This window comes from Actinomadura sp. DC4, assembly GCF_030406325.1.
Classification (GTDB): Bacteria; Actinomycetota; Actinomycetes; order Streptosporangiales; family Streptosporangiaceae; genus Actinoallomurus.
This window is the reverse complement of record NZ_JAUEQY010000093.1, coordinates 1-618: the sequence shown is the minus strand read 5'-3', so window position 1 is coordinate 618 and position 618 is coordinate 1. Positions and strand designations below refer to the sequence as shown.

Genomic DNA, 618 nt, shown 5'->3' with positions numbered 1-618 from the left:
TCCAGGCCATGCGACACCAGACACTGCCACGCACCCTGCACGCCGACGAGCCCTCGCCGCACGTCGACTGGGCCTCGGGCGCCGTCTCCCTGCTCACCGAAGAGGTCCCCTGGCCCGGGAACGGCCGTCCCCGCCGCGCGGCCGTCTCCTCCTTCGGCATCTCCGGCACCAACGCCCACGTCGTGATCGAGGCACCGCAGGAACCACCCGCCGCCGAGGACGAACCCGCCGGGCGGCCCGTCGCGTGGGTGGTGTCCGCGAGGAGCGGCGAGGCGCTGCCGGCGCAGGCCGACCGCCTGCACCGGCACCTGAGCCGCACCGCCGCCGACCCCGCCGACGTGGCCCGTACGCTCCTCACACGCGCGTCGTTCGACCACCGGGCAGTGATCGTCGGCCCCGACGCCGCGACCGGCCTCGCCGCGCTGGCCGACCTGGCCGCCGGGAACACCGGCCCCCGGGTCGCCCGCGGCACCGTCGACGGCGCCGGGAAACTGGCGTTCCTGTTCAGCGGTCAGGGCGGCCAGCGCCCCGGCATGGGGCTCGAGCTGTATGAGGCCTTCCCCGCCTACGCCGAGACCTTCGACGAGGCGTGCGCCCACCTCGACCTCCACCTGCCGG

General features: G+C 75.9%; 1 protein-coding gene. It reads left to right on the top strand.

Annotated features, from left to right (window positions below):
* Nucleotides 1–618 (top strand): ketoacyl-synthetase C-terminal extension domain-containing protein (locus QWU11_RS47100; protein ID WP_290121140.1); only part of this gene is annotated, 618 nt, incomplete at both ends.